The sequence below is a fragment of the Roseibium aestuarii genome, from assembly GCF_008477545.1.
Classification (GTDB): Bacteria; Pseudomonadota; Alphaproteobacteria; order Rhizobiales; family Stappiaceae; genus Roseibium; species Roseibium aestuarii.
In genome coordinates, this window is record NZ_VORA01000007.1 from 124,403 (window position 1) to 146,559 (window position 22,157).

Annotated in this window: 19 protein-coding genes; 14 read left to right on the forward strand and 5 right to left on the reverse strand. The window is 65.2% G+C overall.

Going from position 1 to position 22,157, the window contains the following annotated elements; translation table 11 throughout:
* Positions 1 to 71 precede the first annotated feature (71 nt).
* The 4 genes from FR728_RS17920 (at position 72) to FR728_RS17935 (ending at position 3,223) form a co-directional block, all read left to right on the forward strand.
* A complete protein-coding gene (locus FR728_RS17920; RefSeq protein ID WP_149894127.1) occupies positions 72 to 965 on the forward strand; it encodes a peptidylprolyl isomerase in 894 nt (297 codons plus the stop codon).
* Positions 966 to 1,188: 223 nt separating this feature from the next.
* Positions 1,189 to 2,430 carry a bifunctional glutamate N-acetyltransferase/amino-acid acetyltransferase ArgJ gene (gene argJ, locus FR728_RS17925; RefSeq protein ID WP_149894128.1) on the forward strand — a complete coding sequence of 414 codons (1,242 nt, stop codon included), beginning with the start codon at positions 1,189 to 1,191 and terminating at the stop codon, positions 2,428 to 2,430.
* Between the two features lie 123 nt (positions 2,431 to 2,553).
* Complete coding sequence (locus FR728_RS17930) at positions 2,554 to 2,958, forward strand: (deoxy)nucleoside triphosphate pyrophosphohydrolase (protein ID WP_149894129.1); 405 nt, start codon at positions 2,554 to 2,556, stop codon at positions 2,956 to 2,958.
* 34 nt (positions 2,959 to 2,992) lie between these two features.
* Positions 2,993 to 3,223, forward strand: a complete 231-nt coding sequence (locus FR728_RS17935; RefSeq protein ID WP_149894130.1) for a Flp family type IVb pilin — start codon at positions 2,993 to 2,995, stop codon at positions 3,221 to 3,223.
* Positions 3,224 to 3,303: 80 nt separating this feature from the next.
* On the opposite strand, the gene FR728_RS17940 is transcribed toward FR728_RS17935, so the two are convergent.
* Complete coding sequence (locus tag FR728_RS17940) at positions 3,304 to 4,197, reverse strand: methyltransferase domain-containing protein (protein ID WP_149894131.1); 894 nt, start codon at positions 4,195 to 4,197, stop codon at positions 3,304 to 3,306.
* A gap of 122 nt (positions 4,198 to 4,319) precedes the next feature.
* Here FR728_RS17940 and FR728_RS17945 point away from each other — a divergent pair, with 122 nt between their 5' ends.
* From FR728_RS17945 to FR728_RS17960, 4 genes are all read left to right on the forward strand, one after another.
* Entirely contained in the window at positions 4,320 to 5,135 is an 816-nt protein-coding gene (locus FR728_RS17945; protein WP_208998904.1) for a ComF family protein, read from the forward strand.
* A gap of 152 nt (positions 5,136 to 5,287) precedes the next feature.
* Positions 5,288 to 5,545 carry a glutaredoxin 3 gene (gene grxC / locus FR728_RS17950; RefSeq protein WP_149894132.1) on the forward strand — a complete coding sequence of 86 codons (258 nt, stop codon included), beginning with the start codon at positions 5,288 to 5,290 and terminating at the stop codon, positions 5,543 to 5,545.
* A 45-nt stretch (positions 5,546 to 5,590) separates the two neighbouring features.
* The gene (locus FR728_RS17955; RefSeq protein WP_149894133.1) at positions 5,591 to 6,460 is read left to right on the forward strand and encodes a carbon-nitrogen hydrolase family protein; all 870 of its coding nucleotides are present in this window, start codon (positions 5,591 to 5,593) and stop codon (positions 6,458 to 6,460) included.
* Positions 6,457 to 7,002, forward strand: a complete 546-nt coding sequence (locus tag FR728_RS17960) for a DUF1178 family protein (protein ID WP_149894134.1) — start codon at positions 6,457 to 6,459, stop codon at positions 7,000 to 7,002. Before FR728_RS17955 ends, FR728_RS17960 begins: the two co-directional genes overlap by 4 nt.
* A 113-nt stretch (positions 7,003 to 7,115) precedes the next feature.
* On the opposite strand, the gene FR728_RS17965 is transcribed toward FR728_RS17960, so the two are convergent.
* From FR728_RS17965 to ubiG, 3 genes are all read right to left on the reverse strand, one after another.
* The gene (locus tag FR728_RS17965; RefSeq protein ID WP_188318948.1) at positions 7,116 to 7,535 is read right to left on the reverse strand and encodes a phasin family protein; all 420 of its coding nucleotides are present in this window, start codon (positions 7,533 to 7,535) and stop codon (positions 7,116 to 7,118) included.
* A 348-nt stretch (positions 7,536 to 7,883) separates the two neighbouring features.
* Entirely contained in the window at positions 7,884 to 8,594 is a 711-nt protein-coding gene (locus tag FR728_RS17970) for an alpha/beta fold hydrolase (protein WP_149894136.1), read from the reverse strand.
* A 3-nt stretch (positions 8,595 to 8,597) separates the two neighbouring features.
* Positions 8,598 to 9,365, reverse strand: a complete 768-nt coding sequence (ubiG, locus tag FR728_RS17975; RefSeq protein ID WP_149894137.1) for a bifunctional 2-polyprenyl-6-hydroxyphenol methylase/3-demethylubiquinol 3-O-methyltransferase UbiG — start codon at positions 9,363 to 9,365, stop codon at positions 8,598 to 8,600.
* Between the two features lie 190 nt (positions 9,366 to 9,555).
* Between ubiG and FR728_RS17980 the strand changes: the two genes are divergently transcribed.
* The 6 genes from FR728_RS17980 (at position 9,556) to clpB (ending at position 19,254) form a co-directional block, all read left to right on the forward strand.
* Positions 9,556 to 10,806: an aspartate kinase gene (locus tag FR728_RS17980; protein WP_149894138.1), complete on the forward strand. Its 1,251-nt coding sequence runs from the start codon at positions 9,556 to 9,558 to the stop codon at positions 10,804 to 10,806.
* 76 nt (positions 10,807 to 10,882) lie between these two features.
* Entirely contained in the window at positions 10,883 to 13,150 is a 2,268-nt protein-coding gene (gene ptsP, locus FR728_RS17985; RefSeq protein ID WP_149894139.1) for a phosphoenolpyruvate--protein phosphotransferase, read from the forward strand.
* Between the two features lie 73 nt (positions 13,151 to 13,223).
* Positions 13,224 to 14,297 carry a peptide chain release factor 1 gene (gene prfA / locus FR728_RS17990; protein WP_149894140.1) on the forward strand — a complete coding sequence of 358 codons (1,074 nt, stop codon included), beginning with the start codon at positions 13,224 to 13,226 and terminating at the stop codon, positions 14,295 to 14,297.
* Between the two features lie 2 nt (positions 14,298 to 14,299).
* On the forward strand, positions 14,300 to 15,196 hold the full coding sequence (gene prmC / locus FR728_RS17995; RefSeq protein ID WP_149894141.1) for a peptide chain release factor N(5)-glutamine methyltransferase: 897 nt from the start codon (positions 14,300 to 14,302) through the stop codon (positions 15,194 to 15,196).
* A 388-nt stretch (positions 15,197 to 15,584) separates the two neighbouring features.
* Positions 15,585 to 16,355 (forward strand): DUF4167 domain-containing protein, encoded by a 771-nt coding sequence (locus FR728_RS18000; RefSeq protein WP_149894142.1) that lies wholly within the window; start codon positions 15,585 to 15,587, stop codon positions 16,353 to 16,355.
* Positions 16,356 to 16,653: 298 nt separating this feature from the next.
* Positions 16,654 to 19,254, forward strand: coding sequence for an ATP-dependent chaperone ClpB (gene clpB, locus FR728_RS18005; protein WP_149894143.1), 2,601 nt, complete (start codon positions 16,654 to 16,656; stop codon positions 19,252 to 19,254).
* A gap of 136 nt (positions 19,255 to 19,390) precedes the next feature.
* Here the strand turns inward: clpB and FR728_RS18010 are convergent, their stop codons facing one another.
* Positions 19,391 to 21,358 (reverse strand): M23 family metallopeptidase, encoded by a 1,968-nt coding sequence (locus FR728_RS18010; protein ID WP_208998905.1) that lies wholly within the window; start codon positions 21,356 to 21,358, stop codon positions 19,391 to 19,393.
* Positions 21,359 to 22,157: the final 799 nt, after the last annotated feature.

The following is a 22,157-nucleotide window of genomic DNA, read 5'->3' on the forward strand; positions in this document are numbered from 1 at the left end:
TCGGCAAAGTAGCTGCGCTCCTTCCGGGGGCTCTGCGAAATTTCAGTCCAGGTAGACATTAAGGACCGCAAATGAATCACTTTTCCCTGCGCCGGCCGCTTCGCGCCCTGGTCGCACCCGCCGTCGCCCTCACGCTCGGGCTTTCCACGGCCCTGAGCGCCGCTCATGCGGCCGAGCCGGACGATGTGGTGGCCAAGGTGGGCGAGGCCTCGATCACCGAGGCCGATCTCGCGTTCGCCGCCCAGGAAATCGGCCCGGACCTGCAGCGCTTCCCGCCGGCCCAGTGGCGCCAGATTCTGCTCGATATCCTCATCGACATGAAGCTTCTGGCCAAGGCCGCCGAAGACGCGAAGCTCGATCAGGATCCGGACTTCCAGCGCCAGATGGACTTTCTGAAGACCCGCGCCCTGCGCGGTGCCTTTGTGGCCCAGAAGATCGACGGCGCCATCAGCGAAGAGCAGATCCAGGCCGCCTATGACAAGCAGTTCGCCGACTATGAAGGTCCGGAAGAAGTGCATGCCCGTCATATCCTCGTGAAGGAAGAGGCCGAGGCCAAGGCCATCATCGAGGAACTGGATGGCGGTGCCGACTTCGCCGAGCTGGCCAAGACCAAGTCCACCGGCCCCTCCGCGCCGAATGGCGGGGATCTCGGCTATTTCGCCGCCGGCCAGATGGTGAAGCCCTTCGAGGAAGCAGCCTTTGCCCTCGAAACCGGCACCTATACCAAGGAACCGGTGCAGACCCAGTTCGGCTGGCACGTCATTCTGGTGGAAGACAAGCGCCGCCAGGAGAAGCCGAGCCTCGAGCAGGTTGCCGACCAGCTGCGCCAGCCGCTGCTGCGCGATGCCTACAAGGCCGAGATGGACAAGCTGAAGGGTGAGACCACCGTCGAGATCCTCGACGAGCAGCTGAAGGCGGCTGCCGAAGCTGCCGCTGCCGCCGAAGCTCCGGCCAAGGCCCAGTAAGCCCGCTCTGCGGTTCGGTTCGGGCGCGCCCGAGCCTATCATGAAGAGATGAACCCCGGAGCCGGCGACGGTTTCGGGGTTCATGCCATCAGGCGGGGCAATCTTGTGTCTGATCCACATGTGGAACGACGGATTGCGGCTCCGCCTCGCCCTGAGGACTTGCGCGGACCCGCCGGTTCAGGCAAGCCTCCCTTCGTCTGTCATTGCTTGGATGGAAAAACCCATGTCCACCGCCGTCTCTCCTCTCGCGCCGACCTCCTATCCGGATATGCCGGAGATCGAAGGCGTCGCCTTTGCCACCGCTCAGGCGGGGATCAAGTACAAGGGCCGCACCGACGTGCTGCTGGCGAAACTGGCGGAAGGAACGACGGTTGCCGGTGTCTTCACCCGCTCCAAGTGCCCGTCGGCCCCGGTTGACTGGTGCCGCTCCATCCTGGCGCGCGGAACCGCGCGCGGCCTGATGGTCAACTCCGGCAATGCCAACGCCTTCACGGGCAAGAAGGGCAAGGCCGCCGTGAAGCTTTCGGCGGAAATCGCCTCCAAGGCTCTGGGCTGCGCCGAGGACGAGGTCTTCCTCGCCTCCACCGGCGTGATCGGCGAGCCGCTGCCGGCTGAAAAGTTCGAAGGCGTGATTGCAGGGCTTGCCGCCCTGGAGCAGCAGGCCACCTGGCTTGAGGCCGCCAAGGCCATCATGACCACCGATACCTATCCGAAGATCGCCACGGTGACCGTGGAGCTGGACGACCAGAGCGTGACCTTCAACGGCATGGCCAAGGGTGCGGGCATGATCGCGCCTGACATGGCGACCATGCTCTCCTTCCTGTTCACCGATGCGGCGATCGACGCCAAGGTGCTGCAGGCGCTGCTCTCGGGCGAGACCGACGGCAGCTTCAACTCGGTCACGGTGGACAGCGACACCTCCACCTCCGACACGGTGCTCCTGTTCGCGACCGGTGCCGCCACGGCCCGTGGCGTCGCGCCGGTGACCGCGCTGGACGATCCGCGCGTTCCGGTGCTGAAGGCCGCGCTCGGTGACCTGATGCAGAACCTGGCACAGCAGGTCGTGCGCGACGGCGAGGGCGCCCGCAAGTTCATCGAAGTGCAGGTGGAGGGCGCGACCAGCGATGCCTCTGCCCGCACGATCGCCATGTCGATTGCCAATTCTCCGCTGGTGAAGACCGCAGCGGCCGGTGAAGACGCCAACTGGGGCCGTGTCGTCATGGCCGTCGGCAAGGCCGGGGAGCCGGCAGACCGCGACCGGCTGGCGATCTGGTTCGGCGACGTGCGCGTGGCCGTGGATGGCGAACGCGATCCGGACTATTCCGAAGACGCCGCAAGCGCGGTGATGAAGAAAGACGAGATCGTCATTCGCGTCGAGCTGGGTCTCGGCGAGGGGACGGCGCGGGTCTGGACCTGTGACCTGACCAAGGAATATGTGGCGATCAACGGCGACTATCGCAGCTGATGATGTTGCGGACCCGGAGCGTCAGGCGACCGGGTCCGTCTTGCTTTCGAAGAATTTGAAAACAATTTTGGGCAGGTTGGTAAACCCTTTCTTCGGGGCCTGTCAGATTACGGGGCAGCATCCATGAGCCGGATCGTTCTTGTGGTGGCCTGCGCGCTGATCGACGCGGATGGCCGTGTCCTTCTGGCGCAGCGGCCGGAAGGCAAGTCGATGGCGGGTTTGTGGGAGTTTCCCGGCGGCAAGGTCGAGACCGGCGAGCGCCCCGAGGAAAGTCTCATCCGCGAATTGCGCGAGGAGCTGGGCCTTACGGTTAAGGAAGCGTGTCTCGCTCCGCTGACCTTCGCCAGCCACGCTTATGAAGATTTTCATCTTCTGATGCCTTTATTCGTGTGTCGCCGCTGGGAAGGCACACCGACCGGTCGGGAAGGACAGGCTCTGAAATGGGTGCGTCCGGTCCGGTTGAGGGACTATCCCATGCCGGCGGCCGACGAGCCCCTGATCCCGTTCCTGATGGACCTGGTGGGCTGACGTTCAACCCTCGCCGGATCCGGGAGCCCAGGACATGTTCAGGACTGCAGCAAAGCCGTTTTCCTTCCTGCGCCGCTCCGTTTCCCTGGTACGCGATTTTGGCCGTGACGAACGCGGGGCCGTCGCCATCGAATATGGCGTGATCGTCCTGCTCATGGCGATTGCCATCGTGGCAACCCTTCTTTCCATTGGCGAGACCCTGCGCGACGGCTACTTCGCCGAAGCCTCTGCCGGTCTGCAGCAGGCCGCCAGCACCGGAAACTGATCTTTTTTTTCTCGTCCCCCCGCGACGATCCCTCAGGCGACCTTCGGGTCGCCTTTCTTCTTTTCGGAGGGTGGCCGGTCTCAGCCCGAGGGCTTTTCCAGCGGTGCGAGGGCATCCGCCAGGCGCATCCTGGCCGAGCCGGGCTTCAGCGGCTTCTGCTGGCTTTCATGCGGGGCCCAGCCCGAGAGGGAGACGAGGGTGAAGGTGGCGCGGATGCGTCCATCCGGATCCGCATGCCGCTCGGCATAGAGCTCGGCGGCGCGCTGGAACACACGGCGCGTCAGGGGACGGCGGCTGCGGTCCGTCAGGATCGACGTGGCGCCCATGGCCCGCAGGTCGCGCAGCAGCGCGAAGAGACTGTCGTAGCGCACGGTCAGCCGGTCGAGATCGGTGACCGGAAGGGCGAAACCCGCCCGTTGCAGCAGTCCCCCCAGGTCCCGCACATCGGCAAAGGGAAGTACCCTCGGGCTGGCGCCATCCGACGTTTCGATCTCCGCCTGCATCATCACCTCGCGCAACTCGTGCAGGCTGTCGCCGCCGATCAGGGCGCCGAGGAACAGGCCGTCCGGCTTCAGCGCCCGGCGGATCTGCACCAGCGCGCCCGGCAGATCGTTGACGAAATGCAGGGAAAGAAGGGAGGTGACGAGATCGACCGATCCGTCGGCCAGGGGAGGAATGGCGTCGTCAAAGACGAAATCGGCGGCCGGCACGCCGCCGCGCGGATCGGCCACAAGGGGATCGCCGCGCAGGATCCGGTCCACCTTGCCCGATCGCTGCAGGGCCTGCGCCGCAAGTCCGCCCTGGGCGGAGAGGTCGACGGCCAGACCGAAGCGCCGGCTGAGGGCGGCGAGACGCTCGTCCAGGTCCTCTGCCGCGAGGCGCACCAGAAAATCCGCTCCGGCGACATTCGCCTCCAGCGCACGGGCCCGGCGACGGGCCAGAAGCGCACGGTCAAAGGGAAGGGGCTGGGACATGGGCAGGCGGTTCCGGTGTTGCTGCGAGGGGGCAGGCGTGTTGACGGCGCAGATATGGCGCGTCGTGTCGTGCAGGTCAAAGCGTGATACGCTTTTCCTCATCATCAGGGAGGCAGGAACAGGTGGACGATCCGGCCGGGGACGGGATCAGGGCAGGCTGGGGCTGGGGGCAGACGCGCCGCCTGCTGTCCGACTTCACGCGTGTCGGGCTCGACCTTCTGCTGCCGCCCCGCTGCCTGACCTGCGATACGCCAACGGCCCGCGCCGACGGACTGTGCGGCGGGTGCTGGACGGGCCTGCGCTTCATCACGCCCCCCTTTTGCGCGGTCTATGGTACGCCCTTCACCCATGATCTGGGGGAGGGAAGCGTGAGCGCCCGCGCGCTCAGCGATCCGCCTGCTTTCGGCCGGGCCCGGGCGGCGGTGCTCTACAGCGGGCCGGCGCGGGATCTGGTGACCGGTCTCAAGTTCTCGCGACGCCGCGAGCTGGCGCCGGTCATGGCCCGGCTGATGATGCGTCCGGCGGCGGAGCTCCTTGCGCCCGAGACCCTTTTCGTGCCCGTGCCCCTGCATTCGCTCCGGCGCATAGGACGGCGGTTCAACCAGTCGGCGGACCTTGCCCGTCATCTGGCCCGGATGACGGACACTGCGTGGGACGCGGGCACCCTTGTGCGGACGAAGGCCACGCGCCAGCAGGTGGGGTTGCAGGCCAGGGCGCGGCATCTCAACGTGCGCAATGCGTTCCGGGTGCCGGAAGATCGCATGGGGTTGCTTGCTGGACGGCCGGTGGTCCTGATCGACGACGTGCTGACGACCGGGGCCACCGTCTCGGCTTGCGCCCGGGCGCTGCTGAAGGCCGGGGCGGGGCGGGTCGACGTGCTGACCTTCGCCATGGCGGTGCCGGGTGAGGCGGATGAGGACACCGATTTCGACCTCTGAGGCGGCAAAGCGCGAAGACCTGTCTTCGGACTGTGCCAAGCCCTTGTGCTCACGGACGGTTTGATCGCGAGCTTGCTTGCTCAAATGCTGGTCGAGACCATATAAGCAGCCATGAGGGGCTTATCGGAGCCGAGAAATCGACGAGGAGCCAAATGGCCAACGTAACCATCTACACCCGGCAGCTGTGCGGGTTCTGCACAGCTGCAAAGCGCCTTCTGGACAAGAAGGGCGTGAAATACACCGAGCATGATGCCACCTTCGATCAGGGCCTCAAGAAGGAAATGATCCAGAAGGCGAACGGGCGCAGCACGTTCCCGCAGATCTTCATCGGCTCCACCCATGTGGGTGGCTGTGACGATCTGCATGATCTCGACCGGGCGGGCAAGCTCGACCGGCTTCTGGCGGGCTGAGCGTCCGTCCACGCGCCATCAGGGCCGCAAGGCAGGAGAAGATCCATGAGCATATTCACGGCCGCCTGCGTCCAGATGCGCAGTGGCAAGACCGTTGCCGACAACATCGCCCAGGCGGAGGGCCTCATTCGGGAGGCGGCCTCCGCCGGGGCGCATTTCATCCAGACCCCGGAGATGACCAACGTCCTGGTCCGCAGCCGCGAGGAGCTCATGGAGCGGATCGTTCCGGAGGCCCAGGACGCGACGCTGGCCCGTTTCCGCGCCCTGGCCGCAGATCTGGGCGTGTGGATCCATGCCGGGTCGCTTGCCATCCTGCTGGAGGGCGGCAAGGTCGCCAACCGGGCGTTCCTGATCGATCCGGCCGGATCCGTCGCCGCGCGCTACGACAAGATCCACATGTTCGACGTGGACCTGCCCAATGGCGAGAGCTGGCGCGAATCCGCCACCTACGAGCCGGGCCAGCAGACGATGATTGCCGAGCTTCCCTGGCTGAAGATGGGCATGGCCGTCTGTTATGACGTGCGGTTCCCGGCGATCTTCCGCACCCAGGCGCGGGAAGGCGCAGGGATGCTGACCATGCCGGCTGCCTTCACCCGTCAGACCGGCGAGGCGCACTGGCATGTGCTGCAGCGGGCCCGGGCCATCGAGAATGGCGCCTATGTGGTTTCGGCCGCACAGGGCGGCGTGCATGAGGACGGACGCGAGACCTACGGCCACAGCCTGATTGTCGATCCCTGGGGCAAGGTGATTGCCGAAGTGAATTCCGATGCGCCGGGCGTGGCTCTTGCCGAGATCGACCCGCAGGAAGTGATCAAGGCCCGGCAGCGGATCCCTGCCATCGCCAACGAGCGCAGCTTCGCGGTGTGCCGGACGCAGGCCGGTTCGGAACCTGCGCTGGAGGAGACCCTGGCTTGATCCGCTATCGTCTGGTTTGTGACCAGTCTCACGATTTCGAGGCCTGGTTCCGCAATTCGGAAGATTTCGACACCCAGTCCCGGCGGAAGCTGGTGACCTGTCCGCAGTGCGGCTCGGCTACGGTGGGAAAGGGGCTCATGGCTCCCTCGGTCTCCACAAGCCGCAAGCAGGAACAGGTTGCCCGGGAGATGGCTGCGCTGCAAGGCGCCGGCGCCCCCGAAGACACGACCCCTGCTCAGGTGCAGGCCCCTGCCAAGGTGCCTGTGCCGCAACCCGCCCCGGCCGCTGCCAGTGCCAGTCTGATGACGCAGGATCCCCGGATCGCCGCCCTCGTGGAAGGGGTGCGGGCGCTGCGGACCAAGTTGCTGGAGAATTCCGATTATGTCGGCACCGACTTCGCCGAGGAAGCCCGGCGGATCCATTACGGCGAGGCCGAAGCGCGCACCATTCATGGGGAAACGAGCCTCGAGGATGCGCGCGAGCTGATCGAGGAGGGGGTGTCGCTGGTGCCGATCCCCGTGCTGCCGGACGATCAGAACTGACACGCCGCGCGATAGATACCTCCCGTATCTGGCGGCATCTCACAAAAAAAGGCCCGTCCTCCTGTCGAGTTCGGGCCATTTTCATGGTGTCGCAGGGTGTGACCGTGAGTGTCTCAGGCCGCCTTCGGCTTGCCTGCGTCATTGGCGGCCGAGCTTGCGGTTTCGGCGGCCGCACGGGTGATGTCGGTGGCGGTTTCGCGCAGCTCTTCGGCTGCCGAGAGACCTTCGGTGAAGCAGGTCTGGAGCAGGTCCGACTGGGCCGAGAAATGGTCCCGGTAGGCATCGACCATCCGGGCGTAGAAGTCCTGCATCGTCGAGGCGGCATCCTTCGGATCGCGGCACTCGGTGATGGCGGCGACGAGCTCCAGATCTTCCTTCCAGCGGGTCATGGCGAATTCGGCCTGGCGCTCGAAGCACTGGCGCATGGTGTCGGTGGTCAGGGACTGGAACTTCTGGGCGGCCGAGAAAGCCTGACCCTCGAGCATGTCCTCATAGGCGCCGAGGGAAAGCCCCCAGGGGCCTTTCGGTGCCATGCGATCCGATGAAGACGAGCGGCCTGATGCGGGTTTCCGGGATTGGGAAGCTGTCGGCATGATATCCTCCTCCTGGCTAGGATCCTGAGATGGCATCGCCCTGCCCATTCTCTGCTGCGTGGCTGTCATGGCGTGACCTGCCGCTGCATGCGGCGGATCTCCTGCCTCGGGCCGATCGATCCGGGGGCAAGGGGTGACGCATTTGCGTGTCCCTGGAACCTCCGGTGGGGCGACGTTGCGCGTCGGCCTGATCCACACGCGGAAGTATATACTTCCCTTACGGCATTATCCTGATGAAAAATGTCGCAGGCTAAAGTCTAAGATCGGAGCTGCCTGTAGAGGCGGCCTTCAGCGCGGGGAAAAGGCGGAGGTCGAGCCGATCCAGCACTTGAGCGCGGCCGTGATCGCCCCGGGGGCTTCGAGGGTGGACAAATGTCCGCAATCCGGAACGATTTCCAGGGTGCTGCCGGGGATGAGCCCGTGCATCTCGCGGGACAGGTCCGGCGGGGTCAGGGTGTCCCCCGCGCCGACGAGGACCAGTGTCGGGCACGTGATCTGCGGCAGGAAGGGGCGCGAATCCATCCGGCCGATGATCGCCCTGGTCTGGCGGATGAAGGCGTCCGGGCCGGTTTCCTCGGCCATCTCGACGACTGTTGCCTTCAGCTCGGCGTCATCGCGCCGGTTCTCATGCACGAAGCCGGGGTAGAGCAGCTCGGGCACCCGTGCGAAGCCGCGGTCCTCGGTCAAGCGGATCAGCACGTTGCGCCGCTCCGTCTGCTCGGGCGTGTCGGCACGGGCATTGGTGTCGAGCAGCGCCAGACGGCTAACCCGCTCCGGGGCCTGGCGCAGGATCTCCAGGGCGATGTAACCACCCATGGAGAGGCCGCAAAGGGCGAAGCGATCAGGCGCCGCGGTCAGCACGTCCCGCGCAATGGCTGCGATGCTGTCATGGCCGCGATGGTCGGCCACCAGGATCTGGCGGTCGGCAAAGGCCACGATCTGCGGTGCGTAGAGCGTCTGGGTGCACAGAAGACCGGGAACGAGGACCAGTGGCTCCATGGCTTACTTCGCCCGTTCGGCGAGCAACATGTAGTTCACGTCCATGTCCCGCGACGGGCCCCAGCGGTCGAGGAGGGGGTTGTAGGTCACGCCCGTGCGGTCGACGATGCTCATGCCGGCGGCTCCCAGCGGGCCTTCGATCTCCTGCGGACGCACCAGCTTGTCATAGGAGTGGGTGCCCTTGGGCAGCCAGCGCAGGACGCGCTCCGCGCCGACGATGGCCAGCGCATAGGCCTTCATGGTGCGGTTGATGGTGGCGACGAACATCAGGCCGCCGGGCTTGACCATGCTGGCGGTCTTTTCCAGGAACAGGGGCACGTCGGCCACGTGTTCGACCACTTCCATGTTGAGCACCACGTCGAAGGTCTCGCCGGCTGCGGCAAGGTCCTCGGCGGTCGACGCCCGGTAGTCGATGGTCAGGCCGCTCTGCTGGGCGTGGAGGCCGGCAATGCGGATGTTGGTCTCGGAGGGGTCAGCGCCGACCACGTCGGCACCGAGGCGCGCCATGGGTTCGCTGAGAAGGCCGCCGCCGCAGCCGATGTCGAGGAAGCGCAGGCCGGAGAAGGCGTCGGAGGCGCGCCAGTCGCGACCGAAATGGGCACAGACCTTTTCCTTGATGTAGGACAGGCGCACCGGCTGGAACTTGTGCAGCGGCTTGAACTTGCCGGTCGGGTCCCACCACTCGTCGGCCATGGCGGAGAACCGGGCAACTTCGGTCTCGTCGATGGTGGAGCCTGTGCCCTGGGTCGTGCTGGAGCCCGTGCTGCTCATGGTCTGCATCCTTCAGATTGGGCGGGGGACGCGAAGTCTCTCCCTGAAAGAGGTTCCTTGTCGCTCTCGCCGGTTTTGTCAAGGCGTGGCTTGCGAGGCGCGGGCAGTCACTGTATGGATGTCGCCCGATCCGCAAGAGGCGCCCGGTCGGGTTCCTCTCCTACTCCTTGCAGGAAGATTTTAGAGCTCCATGGCGCGTTTGGTTATGAAATTCGGCGGCACTTCGGTGGCCGATCTGGACCGGATCCGGAACGTGGCGCGGCACGTGAAACGGGAAGTGGATGCCGGCCACGAGGTGGCGGTCGTCGTTTCCGCGATGGCGGGCCAGACCAACAAGCTGGTCGACTTTTGCCGGCAGGCCTCTCCGCTGCATGATGCGCGCGAATATGACGCCGTCGTTGCTTCCGGTGAGCAGGTCACATCGGGCCTTCTGGCCATCGTGCTGCAGGACATGGGCGTGAACGCTCGCTCCTGGCAGGGCTGGCAGGTGCCGATCAAGACCGACGAGAACCATGGCGCCGCGCGCATCAAGGAAATCGACGGCAGCTTCCTGATCGAACGCATTTCCCAGGGCCAGGTGGCCGTTCTGGCCGGCTTCCAGGGTCTGGCGCCGGACAACCGGATCTCTACCCTCGGCCGTGGCGGATCAGACACCAGCGCCGTTGCGATTGCCGCTGCCATCAAGGCCGACCGCTGCGACATCTACACCGACGTGGACGGCGTCTACACGACCGACCCGCGCATCGTCCCGAAAGCCAAGCGTCTGGATCGCGTTTCCTTCGAGGAAATGCTCGAGATGGCGAGCCTCGGTGCCAAGGTGCTGCAGGTGCGTTCGGTCGAGATGGCCATGGTTCACGGTGTGCGCACCTTCGTGCGCTCCAGTTTCGATGATCCCGATGCACCGCAGGTCGGCGTCGGCGATCTTCCCCCCGGTACCCTTATCTGCGACGAGGATGAGCTCGTGGAACAGCAAGTTGTGACCGGCATCGCCTTCTCGAAGGACGAAGCCCAGATTTCCATCCGTGATGTGGCCGACAAGCCGGGCGTCGCCCATTCGGTCTTCGGTCCGATGGCGGATTCCAACATCAACGTGGACATGATCGTCCAGAACATCTCGCCGGACGGGGCCACCACGGACATCACCTTCACGGTGCCGGACGCCGACTACGACCGGGCCATGAAGGTTCTGAACGACAACCGCGAGCAGATCGGTTTCCAGAACATCGAAGGCGCGCGGGATGTGGTGAAGGTGTCGGTCATCGGCATCGGCATGCGCTCTCACGCCGGCATCGCGGCCGACTGTTTCCGCGGCCTGGCCAGCAAGGGCATCAACATCCGGGCGATCACCACGTCCGAGATCAAGATCTCCGTTCTGATCGATTCCGCCTATACGGAACTTGCAGTGCGGACTCTCCATTCGCTATACGGTTTGGACGGGTAAGTTCATACTGGCACTTTCCCTTTCGCATTCCGCCCGGAATGCGGAAGGGTCGGACCAGGGAATGACGGGGTAGGCGATGCGCAGCAACCTGGCCGGTCCGCGCCTGTTGCTCCGACGGCTCCGCGAGGTCATGGCGGAACCGATCACGGCGCAGGAGCGGCTCGACAAGATCGTGGTCCTGATCGCGGCGAATGTGGTCGCCGAGGTCTGCTCCGTCTATATCCTGCGCGCCGATGGCGTGCTGGAGCTCTATGCGACTGAAGGTCTGAACCGTGAAGCGGTTCACCGCGCCTCTCTGCGTGTCGGTCAGGGCCTTGTCGGCCTGATCGCGGCCGAGGCCCGGCCGCTCAATCTTCCCAATGCCCGCGCGCACCCCAGCTTCGCCTATCTGCCTGAGACGGGGGAAGACGCCTATAATTCCTTCCTCGGGGTTCCGATCCTGCGGGCCGGGCGCACGCTCGGCGTTCTCGTTGTTCAGAACCAGTCGCACCGGACCTATCTCGAGGATGAGGTCGAGGCCCTGCAGACCACGGCAATGGTCATTGCCGAAATGGTCGCGGCCGGCGAGCTCGAAGCCATTGCCCAGAAGGACACGGGTCTCGACCTGTCGCGCCCGATCCACGCCATGGGCGTGGGGCTGGCCGAAGGTGTGGGCCTCGGTCATGTGGTCCTGCACGAACCGCGCGTCGTCGTCACCAATCTGATTGCCGAAGACACGGAAGCCGAAAAGCACCGGCTGGATGCAGCGATCAACCGGCTGCGCCTGTCGATCGACGATCTTCTGGCCAGCGGCGACATGGCGGCGGCGGGCGAGCATCGCGAGGTGCTCGAAGCCTACCGGATGTTCGCCTATGACCGGGGCTGGATCCGCAAGATCGAGGAAGCGATCCGCAACGGCCTGACGGCGGAAGCGGCCGTCGAAAAGGTCCAGAGCGACATGCGGGCCCGCTTGCTGCGCCAGACCGACCCCTATCTGCGCGAGCGCCTGCATGATCTCGACGATCTGGCCAACCGGCTGATCCGCGAACTCATGGGCCGCGAGCATGGGTCGGAGACCGGCGAGCTGCCCAAGGACGCCATCATCGTGGCGCGCAACATGGGCGCGGCGGAGCTGCTCGACTATGGCCGGGACCGCATCCGCGGCCTGCTGCTGGAAGAGGGCGGTCCGACCAGCCATGTGACCATCGTCGGGCGCGCGCTCGGCATTCCGCTGGTCGGTCAGGTGGACGACATCGTCAGCCTGGCGGATGCGGGCGATGCGATCATCATCGACGGCGAGACCGGCGAGGTGCATCTGCGCCCGGCCCAGGACGTGCAGAACGCCTATGCGGAGAAGGTCCGCTTCCGGGCACGGCGTCAGGCCCAGTACCGGCGCCTGCGCAACAAGCCATCCGTCACCAAGGACGGGGTGGAAGTCTCGCTGCAGATGAACGCGGGGCTGCTCGTCGACCTGCCGCATCTGGCGGAAGCCGGGGCGGCAGGGGTCGGTCTGTTCCGTACCGAGCTGCAGTTCATGGTGGCCTCGTCCTTCCCGCGCCTGAAGGAACAGCAGGCCCAGTATACGCAGGTGCTGGATGCGGCCGCCGGCAAGCCGGTGACGTTCCGCTCCCTCGATATCGGCGGCGACAAGGTGCTGCCCTATCTGCGCTCCATCCAGGAAGAGAATCCGGCCATGGGCTGGCGCGCCCTGCGTCTCGGCCTCGACCGTCCGGGGCTGCTGCGGACCCAGATCCGCGCCCTGCTGCGGGCGGCCGCCGGTCGCGATCTCAAGCTGATGTTCCCGATGGTGGCCGAGGTGGACGAATTCCTCAAGGCCCGCTCCCTGGTGGAGAAGGAACTGAAGCATCTGCGACGCCACGGTCATGACGTGCCGGAGACCATCCGTCTCGGGGTCATGATCGAGGTGCCCTCCCTGCTGTTCCAGCTCGACGAGCTGCTGCAGCATGTGGATTTCGTGTCTGTCGGCTCCAACGACCTGTTCCAGTTCATGTTCGCCGTGGACCGGGGCAACACCCGGGTGTCCGACCGGTTCGATCCGCTGGGCCTCGGGTTCCTGCGGGCGCTGAAGCGTCTGCTGGACGCGGCCAACCGGGCGCATGTGCCGGTGACGCTGTGCGGCGAACTGGCGGGGCGTCCGCTGGAAGCGATGGCCCTCGTCGGCATCGGCTTCCGCGATCTCTCCATGTCTCCGTCGTCGCTGGGGCCGGTGAAGGCCATGATCCGCTCGCTCGACGCGGGCCGCCTGGCCGCGCGGCTTCTGCCGCGGCTGGAGCCTGGCCACCAGGACAAGAACATCCGCGACTTCCTCGTGCGCTTCGCCGAGGAAATGGACGTGGTTCTCTAGCCAATCTGCCTGACAATCCGATGCGGCCGGCGGAGCTTTCCGCCGGTGTCCGCTTCAAAGGAGACCTGCGCTCATGCTGGCGCGACACAAGCTCGATACCCTTCTCGACCGGTTTGCCGAACTGGAACATCGCATGGCCGGCGGCGTCGAGCCCGAGGCCTATGTGAAGCTGTCGCGCGAATATGCCCAGCTCGAGCCGCTGGTCATGAAGATCCGCGCGCTCGGCAAGGCGGAGCGGGATCTGGCCGATGCCAAGGCCCTTCTCTCCGATCCGGCCACTGACGCGGAGATGCGCGATCTGGCCGAGATGGAGCAGGAGGAGCTGGAAGAAAAGGTCGAGGCGCTGACCCAAGACGTGCGCATCGGTCTTCTGCCGAAGGACGAGGCGGACAAGAACGACGCCATTCTGGAAGTGCGCGCCGGCACCGGCGGGGATGAGGCCGCGCTCTTTGCCGGCGATCTCTTCCGCATGTATCAGCGCTTTGCCGAGCTCAATGGCTGGAAGGTGGAAGTGCTTTCCGCCAGCGACGGCGAAGTGGGCGGCTACAAGGAAATCATTGCCTCCGTGTCCGGCGAGAATGTCTTCGCGCGCATGAAGTTCGAAAGCGGCGTGCACCGGGTGCAGCGCGTGCCCGCGACCGAATCCGGCGGGCGCATTCACACGTCGGCTGCCACCGTCGCCGTCCTGCCTCAGGCGGAGGATGTGGACATCGACATCAACGAGAGCGACCTGCGCATCGACACGTTCCGCGCGTCCGGTGCGGGCGGGCAGCACGTGAACACGACCGACTCTGCGGTGCGCATTACCCACATCCCCACCGGGGTGGTGGTCGCCGTGCAGGACGAGCGGTCCCAGCACAAGAACAAGGCCCGGGCCATGCAGCTGCTGCGGGCGCGCATCTATGACGCGGAACGCGAGAAGGCGGCCAACGAGCGCACGGAGGCTCGCCGCCTGCAGGTGGGGTCTGGCGATCGTTCGGAGCGCATTCGCACCTATAACTTCCCGCAAGGCCGCGTCACCGATCACCGTATCGGCCTGACCCTCTACAAGCTGGAGCAAATCCTCTCCGGCGAGGCGCTTGGCGAGGTGATCGAGGCGCTGGTGCTCGATTTCCAGACCAACCTGCTGGCAGCGGAAGAGGCCTGATCATGGGCAGCGGGGGCGATGCAACCGATCCGGCCGCGGCGCTCACTCTCGGCGTGGCCTATCGCGCCCTGAGGCAGCGGTTCCGCGAGGCCGGCCTGGCCACACCCGATCTGGATGCGCGGCTTCTTCTGGGGGAGGCGTCCGGCATCGAGGCGCGTCAGCTTCCGCTCCACGAAGACGCTCTGCTGACCCCCGACATGCTTGATGTCCTGGCTCGGTTCGAGAGCCGCCGGCTTGCCGGGGAACCGGTCGGTCGCATTCTGGGCCGCCGGGAGTTCTGGGGGCTGGAGTTCCATCTGAACGCCGACACGCTGGAGCCGCGCCCGGACACGGAAACCCTGGTCGAGGCCGTGCTGCGGCATGCAACGCCGGGCGAGCCCCTGCTTCTCGCCGATATCGGTACGGGCAGCGGCGCGATCGCGGTTGCCCTGCTGCACGAGCTGCCCGGTGCCGTCTGCATGGCGGTGGACATCAGCGAGGGTGCCCTGTCCCGGGCCGTTGCGAATGCCGCGCTCAACCGCGTCGGGGACCGTTTCCTGGCCGTGCGGGCCGATTATCTGTCTGCCTGCGCGGGCGGCCTCGACTGGGTCATTTCCAATCCGCCCTATATCGCGACCGATGTGGTGGCCGGCCTTGCCGACGAGGTGCGCCTGAATGACCCGAATCGCGCCCTTGACGGAGGGGCAGACGGGCTCGACGCCTATCGGGTTCTGGTCGACGAGGCGCAACGGGTGCTTGCGCTCGGCGGGCGGCTCGCCTTCGAGATCGGCTACGATCAGGGGGAGGCGGTCAGCGGCCTGATGCGGGACGCCGGTTTCGACGCGATTGAAATCCTTCAGGATCTCGCCGGGCAGGATCGCGTGGTGCTGGGGCAATGGCCTTATGCCGTCCGGTTTTAATGTTGTTGCGAAAAAGCGCTTGGAAAAGCCCTCTGAACCGGCTAGGTTCACTTCGCCGAGACCGGAAAATTGCGATCAGCGCTCAGCGGGGCATTGCCGGCAGCACGGGGCGCCATGCACAAACCAGACGGTTATGCTTCAGCAGAGCAGTCATTGTGCATCGTCACAGCCGTGTAACGGAACATCCGGATCATCGGACTGTCGCAGACATTCGCGTAACCTCGACTACGCCTCAAGGGTAACCCTTGCGTCTTCGTGGACCTGTCGCAACGTGACAGCCGCTGGCCTATCTGGCTGGTTTCGGTAGCTATTTCGTATCGGTTTTATAGAATTCCGATGTTGGGCCGGCCTTTGTGCTGGTCGCCGTTCCTTAAGAGTAAACGGCAGGATGAGACCAGGAAATCAAAGCAACAAGCGCATGCGTGGACGTGGCCGCAAGGGTCCCAACCCGCTCACCAGAACCTATGAATCCAATGGTCCGGATGTAAAGATCCGCGGTACTGCGCTTCACGTCGCCGAGAAGTATCAGCAGCTCGCGCGGGATGCCCAGGCCTCTGGCGACCGGATCATGTCCGAGAACTATTTCCAGCACGCGGAGCACTATCTGCGCATCGTCGCCAGCGCCCAGCAGGGCCAGCCGATGATGTCCTCGCGTGGTGATGACGATCAGGACGAAGGCGATGACGACATCCAGATGGCCCCGAGCCGTCCGGAGCGTGCCGAGCGCCCTGACCGTGCCGAACGCCCTGAACGCGCCGAGCGCAGCGAACGTTTCGACCGTGGCGAGCGCCAGGAGCGCCGCGAGCGTCCGTCCCGTGATCGGGACCGGGATCGCGACAACCGTGGCCCGTCCATCGATCCGGACAGCCCGCAGCCCTTCATCGACGCGATGCCGATCATCGATGACGCAGGTCATCTGAACGGCCACGATGCAGGCGGTGCCGACATGCATGGCGATGACGAAGATGCAAAGCCGCGTCGCCGGGTTCGCGGCACCCGTGGTCGTGGCGTTCGCCGTGACGGGGATGCTGGCGAGGCTCCGGCCCAGGATGCTGCTCCCTCTGTGACCGAGGAAGAGGCCGCTCCGAAGCCGAAACGTCGGACCACGCGCCGCAAGGCGGCCGATCAGGATGCCGAGCCGGTTCCGGCTGGCGAGTGATCGACACGGATCGGGTCCGAGACCCTGATGATTTCTGGCGGCGCCCCTCGGGGCGCCGTTTTGCTTTGGCCGTTTTGCTGGGGGCCGCTTGTTCTTGGGCTCCGTGCTTCTGGTCTGCATCCAGAGCGGGGCTCGTCAGCAAGCTCTGCCTTGCGAATTTTCCGCAAGCCTCTTTTGCCGCAAGCTTCACTCCTTATATCTGGGGTACGGTGCTCAGGCACCGGCCGGATGCCTCGATGAGGGTCCGGAGACTTCAGCGTTCCGCGTGCTTCGGGCGGGGAACGGACAGGAGGACATCATGAATATTGAAAAATACAGCGAGCGCGTGCGCGGCTTCATTCAGTCCGCCCAGACCTATGCGCTCGGTCAGGGACATCAGCAGTTCACCCCTGAGCATATCCTCAAGGTTCTGCTCGACGATCCCGAAGGCATGGCAGCCGGTCTGATCGGCAAGGCTGGCGGCAACGCAAAGCAGGCCAAGGCCGATCTCGCTGCCGTTCTGGAAAAGATGCCCCGGGTTACCGGTGGCAACGGTCAGCTGTATCTGGGCCAGGCGACGGCTCGCCTGTTCGATCAGGCCGAGAAGATCGCCGAGAAGGCGGGCGACAGTTTCGTCACCGTCGAACGGCTGCTGCTTGCCCTGCTCATGGACAAGGACACCGAGGCCGGCAAGCTGCTTGCCAAGGCCGGTGCGACCCCCAATGGCCTGAACGAGGCCATCAACGCTCTGCGCCAGGGACGGACCGCCGACAGCGCCACGGCCGAAAACAGCTATGACGCCCTGAAGAAATACGCCCGCGACCTGACCAAGGTGGCGCGGGACGGCAAGCTCGACCCGGTTATCGGTCGCGACGAGGAAATCCGTCGCACCATCCAGGTCCTGTCCCGCCGGACGAAGAACAATCCCGTGCTCATCGGTGAACCGGGCGTCGGCAAGACCGCGATCGCGGAGGGTCTGGCCCTGCGCATCGTCAATGGCGACGTTCCCGAATCCCTCAAGAACAAGCAGCTGCTCGCCCTCGACATGGGCGCGCTGATTGCGGGTGCGAAATATCGCGGCGAGTTCGAGGAGCGGCTCAAGGCCATTCTGAGCGAAGTGGAGGCGGCTACCGGCGGCATCATCCTCTTCATCGACGAGATGCACACGCTTGTGGGTGCCGGCAAGGCCGATGGGGCGATGGATGCCTCCAACCTGCTGAAGCCGGCTCTTGCCCGCGGCGAGCTGCACTGCGTCGGTGCAACCACGCTCGACGAATATCGCAAGCATGTGGAAAAGGACGCAGCCCTCGCCCGTCGCTTCCAGCCCGTCTTCGTCAGCGAGCCGACGGTGGAAGACACGATCTCCATCCTGCGCGGCATCAAGGAAAAGTACGAGCTGCACCACGGGGTGCGGATCACCGACTCTGCCATCGTGTCCGCGGCCACGCTCTCGAACCGCTACATCACCGACCGGTTCCTGCCGGACAAGGCGATCGACCTGGTGGACGAGGCGGCCAGCCGTCTGCGCATGCAGGTCGACAGCAAGCCCGAGGAGCTCGACGAACTCGACCGGCGCATCATCCAGCTCAAGATCGAGCGGGAAGCGCTGAAGAAGGAAGATGACCCGGCCGCCCGCGACCGGCTCGGCAAGCTGGAGAAGGAGCTGTCGACCCTCGAGGAGGAAGCCCTCTCCCTGACCCGGCGCTGGGAAGCGGAAAAGGACAAGCTGAACCTTGAGCAGAAGATCAAGGAACAGCTGGACCAGGCACGCATCGATCTGGAGATCGCCCAGCGGCGCGGTGACCTGGGCAAGGCTGGCGAGCTGGCCTATGGGGTCATCCCGGATCTGGAGCGCAAGCTGAAGGCGGCCGAAGAGCAGGACAAGGCCGGCGAGGCCATGGTCGACGAGGCCGTGACTTCCGCCCATGTGGCGCAGGTCGTGTCCAAGTGGACGGGCATTCCGGTCGACAAGATGCTGGAAGGCGAGCGTGACAAGCTGCTGCGCATGGAAGACATGCTGGCAAAGCGCGTCGTCGGTCAGGGCGAGGCCATTCATGCGGTCTCGACTGCCGTGCGCCGGGCGCGCGCCGGCCTGCAGGATCCGAACCGTCCGATCGGCTCGTTCATGTTCCTCGGCCCGACGGGTGTGGGCAAGACCGAGCTGACCAAGGCGCTGGCGGAGTTCCTCTTCGACGACGACACGGCGATGGTCCGCCTCGACATGTCGGAATACATGGAGAAGCACTCCGTCTCCCGTCTGATCGGCGCGCCTCCGGGCTATGTCGGTTACGAGGAAGGCGGTGCCCTGACCGAAGCCGTCCGGCGTCGGCCGTACCAGGTGGTCCTCTTCGACGAGATCGAGAAGGCCCACGGGGACGTGTTCAACGTGCTGCTGCAGGTGCTCGATGACGGCCGCCTGACCGATGGTCAGGGCCGCACCGTGGACTTCCGCAACACGCTGATCATCATGACCTCGAACCTGGGGGCCGAACATCTGGTGGCCCAGGCCGATGGCGAGGATACGGATGCGGTGCGCGATCTGGTCATGGCCAGCGTCAAGGCGCATTTCCGTCCGGAGTTCCTGAACCGTCTGGACGAGATCGTGCTCTTCCACCGGCTGCAGCGGGCCCAGATGACCCATATCGTGGAGATCCAGCTCAAGCGTCTACGCAAGCTGCTGGAGGATCGCAAGATCACTCTCGATGTGGATGGTCCCGCGCTCAGCTGGCTGGCCGACAAGGGCTACGACCCGGCCTATGGCGCGCGCCCGCTGAAGCGGGTGATCCAGAAGGAAGTGCAGGACCCGCTGGCCGAGCGGATCCTCTCCGGGACGGTGCAGGACGGCGAACTGGTCGAGGTCTCGCTTGCGGGCGATCGGCTGTCCTTCGAGGCCCGCGCCGGTGTCACCGAAGCGGCTTGAGCCGACTCACAAATCCGCCATCCGGATCGCCTCGGCGGGGATCCGGGGGGCGGCACCCACAGACTGAACGGAAGAAGCCGGGCCTCGAGCCCGGCTTTTTTCTTACGCGATCTCGCGGGATGCGGAGTGTCGCCGATTACTGGACGGCTGCGACGCGGGAGGGCTTCTGCGAGCGCTGGAGCAGGGCCTCGACCCGGCGCTGCTCGGAGCGGAAGGCGGCGAGCATGTCGCCATCCAGAACCCGGCCGCGGGGCAGGCGGATGCGCATGGGATCCACGAAGCGGTCGTTGACCTTGACCTCATAATGCAGGTGCGGGCCGGTCGACAGACCGGTGGAGCCGACATAGCCGATCACCTGGCCCTGACGCACCCGGGTGCCTACATCCAGCCCCTTCGCGAAGGCGTTCATGTGGTTGTAGGTGGTGGTGTAGCCATTGGTGTGGCGCAGCTCGATGCGGCGGCCATAGCTGGAGCTCCAGCCGATGCTCTCGATCACGCCGTTGCCTGCTGCCATGATCGGCGTTCCGCGGCTTGCCGCCCAGTCAACGCCCGTATGCATCTTGGAGTATTTGTGGATCGGGTGCCGACGCAGGCCGAAACCGGAGACGAAGCGCCCCTCGGAGACGGGCTTGCGCACGAGGAATTTCTTCGCGCTCTGACCGTTCTCGTCGTAATAGTCCACCGAGCCGTCATCCGGCGCGCGGAAGCGGTAGAACTGGCGGCGGCTGCTGCCGGTGTTGAGCGAGGCGTAGAGGATTTCCGGCGGCGTGCCTTCCGTTGCCTCGGAATAGAAGACCTCCAGCGAGTCTCCCGGCTGGACGCGGGCGTTGAAGTCCACGTCGAAGGAGAAGATCTGCATCATCTCCCCGATCAGACCTTCCGACATGTCCTGCTCGAGGGCCGTCTGATAGATGCTGTCATAGAGCACCGGCGTCGGTCCGCCATAGGAGACACGGTCCGCCTCTGCAAAGGCATCTGCCAGGAAGGTGGTCGGCGCATTGGCCCGCACATAGGCACCGCTGTCGGAGCGGGCGATGGTCGCCTGATGGATCGTGCCGGAATAGAGGCTGATCCGCTCCGGACGCATGCGGGTCGGGTCGTCGGGGGCGGGAGCATAGGCAATGCGCAGGCGGTGGCCGGGCTCCAGTTGCTTCACGCCGAAGTCGTCGGCCATGGCCAGGCTGATCTCGGCTGCCTCATCCGGCAGCGCGTCATTGTCCTGCATCACGTCACCCAGATCCATTTCCGCGGAAATGGGCACGATCTTCTCTTCGAGACCGGCGTAGCGGATGTCGTCATCCTGCTTGGAGATGAAGGACACGTTCTCCGGCGTGATGCGCACGTCGAGACGGGCGAATTCCGATTGCTTTGCCAGGTTGAAGTCGAACCGGGCCGGATCGATCAGGGCCTGGGTGGACAGATCCATGGAGGCCGCAGTCAGGAACCGGGAGGACTCGCGCACATCCTCTTCCACCGTGGCCTCGTCCGGCGTCGCCTCCGCGTCGATCAGCGGGCTGCTGGTGGGGAAGGTGCGCAGGGAGATGCTGAGCTGGCCCTCGACCTTGGCGCCATAGCCGGACTCCAGGATCTCCTCGTCGCTCGCCGGCGCCGCCTCTGGCAAGGGTTGCACGTCGGAGAAGAGGTTGAGGGGGTTGAAGGGCGGAATGTCCTGGGCGACATCCCGGTTGCGCCGGGTGGCGAGACTGGAAGTCACCAGCACGTAGGGCCGGACCTTGATCAGCTCGCGATCTCCAACCTTTGTCACCACATTGACCGGGATGACCTGCTTGCTGGCGAATTCCTCGGTGCTGCGGCTGATGCGGTCCCCCTTGGCGCCGGGCGCATCGGCCTGGCCCGTGAAGGCGAGATCCCGTTCCGGCAGGGCGGCTTCGGCGAAATTGTAATCGCCCTGGAAGGCTGCGAGCAGCGCGCCCCCCATGAGAACCACGGATGTCAGGCCGGTGAGAATGGTGCCTGTGAGCCAGCGCAGGGACACCTTGCGCCTGTCCGGCAGCGCGTTGCGCCCATCCTGCACCATCAGCGGGGGCATGTCCCCGAGGTGCATGTGCCCGTGAAGGGCAGAAGAGGATGCGACAAGCTGCATGAAGGTCCGGACTGGTTACACGCGTGACTGACTGGATACCAATGGATCAGAAGGGAAAATGCCGCGTCCGGTGGACAAGGTCAAACCCTGGCTGCGAACGAGGTGCATTTTTAACCCCTTGGCAGGAAGTGCCTGAGGCCCGTGGCCAGAATATGGCCGAAGCGTGGCTTGTCCCCCGCGGGCGCTCCGGCCGGGATCCGGGGCCGCTCCACCGGGCATCCGTCGCGATGAGGCGGCGGCGGAGAGGGACGGCGCGGATCCCTTTTATATTAGGCGTGCGAGCGAGGGGCTTTCAGCGCCTCCCGTCAGGCCTCAGGCGCGGACCGGCCTTATGCCGCCGGGCGGTCCTTTTCTTGCCCGGTCTCATGCAGGCTTCTTTCATATCCGGACGGATGCGGCGCCATGCTCACGTCTCGATCCTGGCGAGAGGCTGCAGAGTGGGGGGGCCGCGCCCGGGGCCGACAGCCGCAGATCCGCATGGGAAAACCGCAGAAAGATGCTGCATTGCGGGAGCGGCCGAGGGGCTTCAAGTTGTTGCACTGCCGAAGATTTCCACCGCACCGCGCCTGTGTGAATCTTTTTTGACAATGCGTGTTGACTCATCTCGAGGGGCTGCGTATAACCCGCTCCATCGACGGCGGCGACGTGCTGACGGCCTCGGCCAGACAGCTTCGGTTGCCCCGCTTTCACGACAATTCGAGCAGACTGCTCCTCCGGAGCCGATGCCCTGTTGACCTCGTGACTTGAACTTCGGTTCGGTTCTTTGACAATTTGGTATTGAAGGAAGGGAAGCGTGGAC